Annotated in this window: 8 protein-coding genes; 7 read left to right on the top strand and 1 reads right to left on the bottom strand. The window is 29.5% G+C overall.

The genetic code is table 11. From position 1 onward, the window contains the following. Window positions 1-19 precede the first annotated feature (19 nt). The 3 genes from yidD (at window position 20) to KKC53_02930 (ending at window position 1,639) form a co-directional block, all read left to right on the top strand. Window positions 20-274: a membrane protein insertion efficiency factor YidD gene (gene yidD / locus KKC53_02920; protein MBU2598117.1), complete on the top strand. Its 255-nt coding sequence runs from the start codon at window positions 20-22 to the stop codon at window positions 272-274. Window positions 275-347: 73 nt separating this feature from the next. Then, window positions 348-1,016, top strand: a complete 669-nt coding sequence (locus tag KKC53_02925; protein ID MBU2598118.1) for a membrane protein insertase YidC — start codon at window positions 348-350, stop codon at window positions 1,014-1,016. Then, window positions 1,013-1,639: a KH domain-containing protein gene (locus tag KKC53_02930; GenBank protein MBU2598119.1), complete on the top strand. Its 627-nt coding sequence runs from the start codon at window positions 1,013-1,015 to the stop codon at window positions 1,637-1,639. The genes KKC53_02925 and KKC53_02930 overlap by 4 nt, the downstream gene beginning before the upstream one ends. A gap of 76 nt (window positions 1,640-1,715) precedes the next feature. On the opposite strand, the gene KKC53_02935 is transcribed toward KKC53_02930, so the two are convergent. Beyond that, the gene (locus tag KKC53_02935) at window positions 1,716-2,426 is read right to left on the bottom strand and encodes a hypothetical protein (protein ID MBU2598120.1); all 711 of its coding nucleotides are present in this window, start codon (window positions 2,424-2,426) and stop codon (window positions 1,716-1,718) included. 626 nt (window positions 2,427-3,052) lie between these two features. Here KKC53_02935 and KKC53_02940 point away from each other — a divergent pair. From KKC53_02940 to KKC53_02955, 4 genes are all read left to right on the top strand, one after another. Beyond that, window positions 3,053-4,195: a transposase gene (locus tag KKC53_02940; protein ID MBU2598121.1), complete on the top strand. Its 1,143-nt coding sequence runs from the start codon at window positions 3,053-3,055 to the stop codon at window positions 4,193-4,195. An 878-nt stretch (window positions 4,196-5,073) separates the two neighbouring features. Next, entirely contained in the window at window positions 5,074-5,859 is a 786-nt protein-coding gene (locus tag KKC53_02945; GenBank protein ID MBU2598122.1) for an AAA family ATPase, read from the top strand. Beyond that, window positions 5,828-6,697: a ParB/RepB/Spo0J family partition protein gene (locus KKC53_02950; GenBank protein MBU2598123.1), complete on the top strand. Its 870-nt coding sequence runs from the start codon at window positions 5,828-5,830 to the stop codon at window positions 6,695-6,697. Before KKC53_02945 ends, KKC53_02950 begins: the two co-directional genes overlap by 32 nt. 228 nt (window positions 6,698-6,925) lie before the next feature. After that, window positions 6,926-7,188: AAA family ATPase (locus tag KKC53_02955; GenBank protein MBU2598124.1), on the top strand; the 263-nt coding region annotated here is incomplete at its 3' end.

The following is a 7,188-nucleotide window of genomic DNA, read 5'->3' on the forward strand; positions in this document are numbered from 1 at the left end:
AAAAATAATTATGAGAAAAATGTCAATAGATAAAAATAAAAATATTAACATAATCTCAGATATAGGAAAGAAAGTATTAATTTTCATTTTGAGAACGTATAAGAGATACTTATCAAGAGTCCTTCCACCTTCATGTAGATTTTATCCAACATGTAGTATGTATACCATTGAAGCCATAGAAAAATATGGAATTTTTAAAGGTGGACTTATGGCCATATTGAGAATTTTAAGGTGTAACCCATTTTCAAAGGGAGGATATGATCCTGTAAGATAGGAGGATGTAAAAAGATAGGAGAATTTAATAAAAAAAAGTAAAATTTATATTCTTATGAAGGGACGGAACTAAATTGACAATTTTAAATCCATTAGTAGAAATTTTAAAAACTATAATTGTATTTTTTTACGATCATGTTTATCCGAATTACGGTGTTGACATAATATTATTAACTATTGTTGTAAGGATAGCCATGATGCCACTTACATTGACACAGGTAAAATCACAGGACAAAATACAAAGGATACAACCACAGATAATTAAGATAAAGCAAGAGTATAAGAATGATAGAGAAAAAATAAATATGGAGACCATGAAAATATATCGTGAAAACAAAATTAACCCATTATCGGGATGTCTACCATTGCTACTACAACTTCCCATACTATTTGCTTTGTTTATGCTGTTACAGAGTTATCCTCCAATTAAAGAGGAATCTTTTTTGTGGTTAAGCAAATTAGGGCAACCGGATCCTTATTTTATATTAGTAATAATTTTTGTTATTACATCATTTCTTACGCAACAGATGATGGTAACAGATCCAAGTCAGAAAGCGATAAAATACATCATGCCAATAGCAATGGGTTTTATTTTTTATAAATTTGCAGCAGCGCTTTTTGTATATTTTAATATATCAAATATTTGGCAATTGGGTGAAAGATATATAATATCAAGATTCTTTGTTTCTAAAGAGAGCGAAGAAACTACATATAAGAAGCAAAAAGGAAAAAGCAAAAAATGATTAATGAATATATTGAAGAAGTTGGAAAAGACATAGAAGAAGCTACAAAAAGGGCATTAGAGAGAATGAATGCAACACGTGATCAGGTTTTAATTGAAATAATAGATGACAAAACAAAAGAGAATGAAGGTGATGAAGTAAGAATAAGAGTTACCCCTGTTGATTTAAGGGAAAAGAATGCCGAGGAATTCATAAATAAGATGATGGAAAGTTTTAAGATTAAAGCAGAAATTGTTTGGGAAGAAAAATATGATGTACCAATAATGAGGTTGTACGGAGACGAGATGGGAATAATTATAGGAAATAAAGGAAAAACTTTAGAGGCAATACAAATTTTAATGAGCATAATAGCAAATAAGAACTCACTAGTAAAAGGGAAAATATATTTAGATATTGAGGATTATAGAAAAAGGAAAGTAAAAAATTTAGAGCAACTTTCAGAAAAAATGGCTGAGAGAGCTGTGGAAACCGGAGAAGATGTTATTTTAGAACCGATGACTGCAAGCGATAGAAAAGTGATTCATAATTTTTTATCTAAAAACGATGAAGTTATCACTATGAGCATGGGGGAAGAACCTGAAAGGAAGGTTGTTATAACCCCTGTTAGGAAGTATGATAAATAAATTTAACAAAAAGCATAAGCTTGATAATCTACTTGTATTAAGTGTGGGAGTTGTTAAAATTAATACTTATAAAAATTTACCTTCCTATAGATTTCAAACCAAAGTAAGACAAAATAGCAATTATAACAACAACAAAGAACAGAATTGAAATTAATAAAATCAAAGAATCTGTTCTTACCTCTTCTGACAAGGCTTTTATTTGAAAGACATCATAAAAGTTAACATTCCAAACTGGTTTATCCTCTTCGTGATTAAAGCTAACTGGTTCTGTAAGATAAATATATTTTCCAGGAAGAGAAGCCCTAACTTCAATATCAATAAGTTCAGAAAGATCTGATAAATTCTCAATAGATGAATTTTCAATTTCTAAAAGGCTTAAATCAATGTTAGAAGTATTAAGAAATGCATTTAATAAATAGGTCCTTTTAAAAATACCATTAACTTTATCAACAGATAGAGAAAGACCATGTCTTTTAATTTCATTTGAAAGTTTTGATAATTCATTTAAATCAGAAAAACTATATGTAAAAACGATAAAATGTTTATCATCCTTATCTAATTCCTCAAAAGAAATATTTTTACTGGTAAATGAATCTCTAATATCTTTTAAGAAATCGTCTTCAGATAAATTATCATAGAATTCCTTATCAAAAGCTATACTGTAATTAATGTAACCTGATTCATCTGAGTTGACATTTATAAAAATATCAACATCCACGCAACTCGATAAAAATAGAACATTTATTATAAATAGTAATATTAATATGAATATTTTTTTAAGATTCATTTTCATAAACACATAGAAGTAAAAAATAAAATTAATTTATTATTATATGTTAAAAAGTAAAATAAATAAATATTATTATAAATTTCATGAAGAATTTTATCTCTGAATTAGTCGCTCAAAACTCCTTCCTTAAGATAGGGGTAGCTCAAAATAATGTTACACGTGAAACAATTGTATCATTGTTAGCAGAAAGATTCATCAATTTGTCCCGAGTAAAAGTGTAAGACTTCACTCAGACAAGGTCATACAATATATTTCTAATAAATAATATGTACTATTAACAAGATAATTTTACAGTTTACTTTTGAAAAATAACTATAAGAAATTACTTCCCCCTTTGGGAGAATGTAATTTAGATATAAATAATTAAAAATTACACCATTAGTGTCAACTTAACACATTAACAATACAAATTATGAAAGAAATCACTTGCTTACACCTGGAGAAAGCCATAAAACATTATCAATAAAAATTAACAATTTTAAGAGTACAATATTTTATTATAGCACAATAATTACTAATAATATTTACTAAAAAAATACCAGAAAGCCAATAACTTCAGTTGTTGGATGAATGGCAAAAAAAAGTTCATAACAAAGCATTTATTTTAAGATATAATTATAAGCATGAATAAAACTCTTAAAACCTTCAAATACAGATTGTTCCCAACCAAAAAACAAAAGAGGCTTCTTCAAGAGCAACTTGACGAATGCCGATGGCTTTATAATCATTTTCTTGAAGAGAGAAAAAACTCTTGGGAGAAAGAGAAGAAAAACATCGGTTATTTTCAGCAATGTAATTCTATTCCTACTCTGAAAAAAGAAAGACCATCTCTTAATAAAGCATATTCCCAAGTGCTTCAAAATATTGCTGATAGAATAGACAAAGCCTTTCAAAACTTTTTCCGTAGAGTGAAACAAGGAGAAGAACCTGGTTACCCTCGTTTTAAAGGATTTGACCGCTATGATAGCTTCACCTATAAACAAGCTGGCTTTGGCTGGAAGATTGACAATGACCGTCTTTCTCTTTCTAAAATAGGTTCTATTAAAATTAAACTTCATCGTCTTATTATAGGAAATCTCAAAACCTGTACTATCAAAAGACAAGCTGACAAATGGTATGTTTGCATCCCTGTTGAATATGAACCAAAGCATTTGCGGAAAAATAAAAAGGCTGTTGGTATTGATGTTGGACTTGAAACCTTTACTACTCTTTCCACTAAAGAGAAAATAGAAAATCCCCGCTTTTTCAAAACAGATGAGAAAGCACTTGCCAAAGCTCAAAGAAAATTGTCTAAACAGAAGAAAGGAACCCCTAAAAGACAAAAAATCAAAAAAGTAGTTATTCGTATTCACGAAAGAATTTCTAATAGGCGTAATAACTTTATTCATCAAGAAGCTCGGAAAATTGTCAATGGCTTTGGTATTATCTGTATTGAAAAGCTGAATGTTAAATCTATGCTTAAAAATCATTTTTTAGCGAAATCTATCGCAGATGTGGCGTGGAATCAATTTGCCCAAATACTTGCGAGTAAAGCGGAAGAAGCTGACCGTAAGTTTGTAGCAATCAATCCACAAGACACAAGCCAAAGATGTAGTCAATGTGGAACAGTAGTTAAAAAGAAACTGTCCACTCGTTGGCACAAATGCCCTATTTGTAATATTCGCATTCATAGAGATTATAACGCTTCCTTAAATATTCTGAGACTGGGGCTACAGTCTCTCGGTATCCAATCCGTAGAAGCCTCTTACTTTAGTCGTGGGGAGTAGTCACACGTGTAACAATGAAGGTAGTATCAATTTAATTATTTATAACACTGAAAATAATTCATTTTAAACTTAACATATTCTAATTCTAAGTCTTCTCTCACATAATAACTTTTAGTGGATCACTAAAGACGTTAAAATTTATATTTTAATATAGTAAAGAATGGGATGATAACTTATAAAAATATAAAAATATATTTATTCTCAAAATTTTTTATATATTTTTATTAAAATAAATGTTAATATTTTTAATACTATAGTAATAAAAATAGATTCGGGGAGGTAGAGATACTGGTAAGAATCCCCAAACTTTAGCTCCTGGGAGATTAAAAAGATAATAGATTTTACACTTAACTCAAGAAATTTAATACTTTTTAAGTTATAATTAAAAATACTAATAAATATTTAAATAAAGATGTATTGTACACAAGCAAGGTTGACACTTTTATTACATTATATTACTTTTTCAAAGAGCAAACTGCAAATTTATCTCGTGTATAATACAAATAAAGTTATTTAAAGCTATTTGAAAACATAAAATAAAGGAATAAGATAAAATTAATAAAATCTAATTATAGGGGAAAAGTATGGTTTTCAAGAGTATAATTAATTTTTTTAGAAGTAAAAAGAAAGAAGAAAAAGAGGGAATTAAAGAAGGAATTGCTGATATAGAAAGGGAGAAGACAGAGGGAGAAATTGAAAAAAGACCTGCTGAGGAAGTTAATAAATACGAGGAAGAAGGGATAGAAGAGGTAGGAATTATAACTAAAGAGAAAGAGATAAGAGTAGAAGGAGAAGAAGAGAAAGAAATTATTATTGATGAGGGAGAAGAAAAAAAAGAAGAAGAGGATTACACAAAAATCTACAAGGAAGAGGAAGAAATCAAAAGAGTTATTGCAATTGCAAATCAGAAAGGCGGAGTTGGTAAGAGCACAACTGCCGTAAACATGTCAGCATCTATGGCAAATATGGGGAAAAAAGTGATTCTAATTGATATCGACCCACAAGCAAATACAACCAGTGGTTTAGGAATTAGCAAATATGAAGTGAACAGTAGTATTTATGATGCAATAATAGAAAAAGTGGACATAAATGAATTGATTAAAGAAACAAAAATTGACGGTCTCTTCATAATACCATCAAATATTCATTTAGCAGGAGCCGAGGTAGAAATGACAAATATGATGATGAGAGAACAGAAATTGAGAAGAATTATAGAACCAATAAGAGAAAAGTATGATTTTATAATAATCGATTGCCCACCAGCTTTAGGAATATTAACAATAAATGCTTTGGTTGCAGCAGATGAGATCCTGATACCAATTCAGTGTGAATATTATGCTTTAGAAGGGCTGGGTCAGCTGCTCAGAACAATTGAGTTAGTTAAAAATAATCTAAATAAAAATTTAAAAATTTGCGGATTTGTTATGACCATGTATGATTCAAGATTAAAATTGTCAAACGAGGTTGTTGAAGAAGTTAGAAGGCATTTTGGTGATAAAGTATATAAAACAATAATTCCAAGAAATGTCAGAGTAAGTGAAGCACCAAGTTATGGATTACCTATAAATTTATATAATCCAGATTGTAAGGGTGCAATAGCTTATGAAAATTTTACAAAGGAAGTGATAAATTATGGTAAAAAGAGGTTTGGGGAAAGGACTTAGTGCATTAATCCCCACAAGGGAAAAGTTAGAAGGATTGGTTAAAGAAATATCAATAAATAAAATTCTACCGAATCCATATCAACCAAGGAAAGATTTTGATTTGCAAAGCTTAGATGAAATGGCCACATCAATAAAATCTGTTGGTGTAATTCAACCCATAGTTGTAAGGCCAAAGGGAGAGAATTTTGAGTTAGTTGTGGGGGAAAGAAGATTAAGAGGGGCAAAAATAGCTGAATTTAATACTATCCCGTGTGTAGTTAAAGACATAACTGATGAGGAGGTTATACAAATTTCTCTAATAGAAAATTTACAGCGTGAGGACTTAAATTCAATAGAAAGAGCAAGCGCATATAAAAAATTGGTTGATGATTTTAATATGACTCATGAAGATTTATCTCAGGTTCTTGGAATAAGTAGGGTATCAGTTACTAACACATTGCGATTATTAACTCTACCGGAAGAAATTAAAGAAATGTTAATAAGAGAGGTGATAACAGCAGGTCACGCTATGGCTCTTTTGTCAATACCTGAAGACAAGGATAGAATTGCTGTTGCACAAAAAGTAATAAAAAAGGGTTTAAACGTTAGACAAACAGAAAATCTGGTAAAAAGGATGAGTGATGAAGGAAGGGTAGCAGATATTCCGACTAAGTTCAAAGCACTTATACCAACAAAACTTCCTGTAATAATAGATAAACTCTCAGAACATTTGGGTACAGAAGTTAATATAAAGATGGGAAAGCGAAAGGGAAAGGTTGAAATAGACTTTGAATCAATAGGAGATCTTGAAAGGATATATTATCTTATAACCGGATTAGACATGGAATATTCAGAATAGGTATTGTTGTTAACATATAAAAAATCTCATCTCGTAATAAAAAAACATAAAAATATCTTATTAATAAAGGGATTATAATCTTAAAATAAATAGAGGTTAGGATATATGTTAAAGTTTAATAATTATGTTAGCTATTTATAACTTCTCTTAAATTTATTAAGTTATCATACTAAAAATGGGATTTGCACTAATGAGAGAATTTCACTTACAACAAAAGAGGTAAGAGGATTGTTAAAAGAGATAAAGGTTGAAAATATAGCCATAATTAATAAAGCACACATCAAATTTTCCCCAGGACTTACAATTTTATCAGGTGAAACAGGGGCAGGCAAAACATTAATAGTTGAAGCATTAAAACTACTTGTTGGTGAAAAAGCAGATAAAGATTTAATAAGATCTGGTAAAAAAAATGCTTATGTTGAAGGGTATATAGAATTAAATAACTGGCCCAAATTAATAAAGAATCTTATAAAGCTAAAATATGTTGATGA

This window comes from Actinomycetota bacterium, assembly GCA_018830725.1.
Lineage (GTDB): Bacteria > Actinomycetota > Humimicrobiia > JAHJRV01 > JAHJRV01 > JAHJRV01.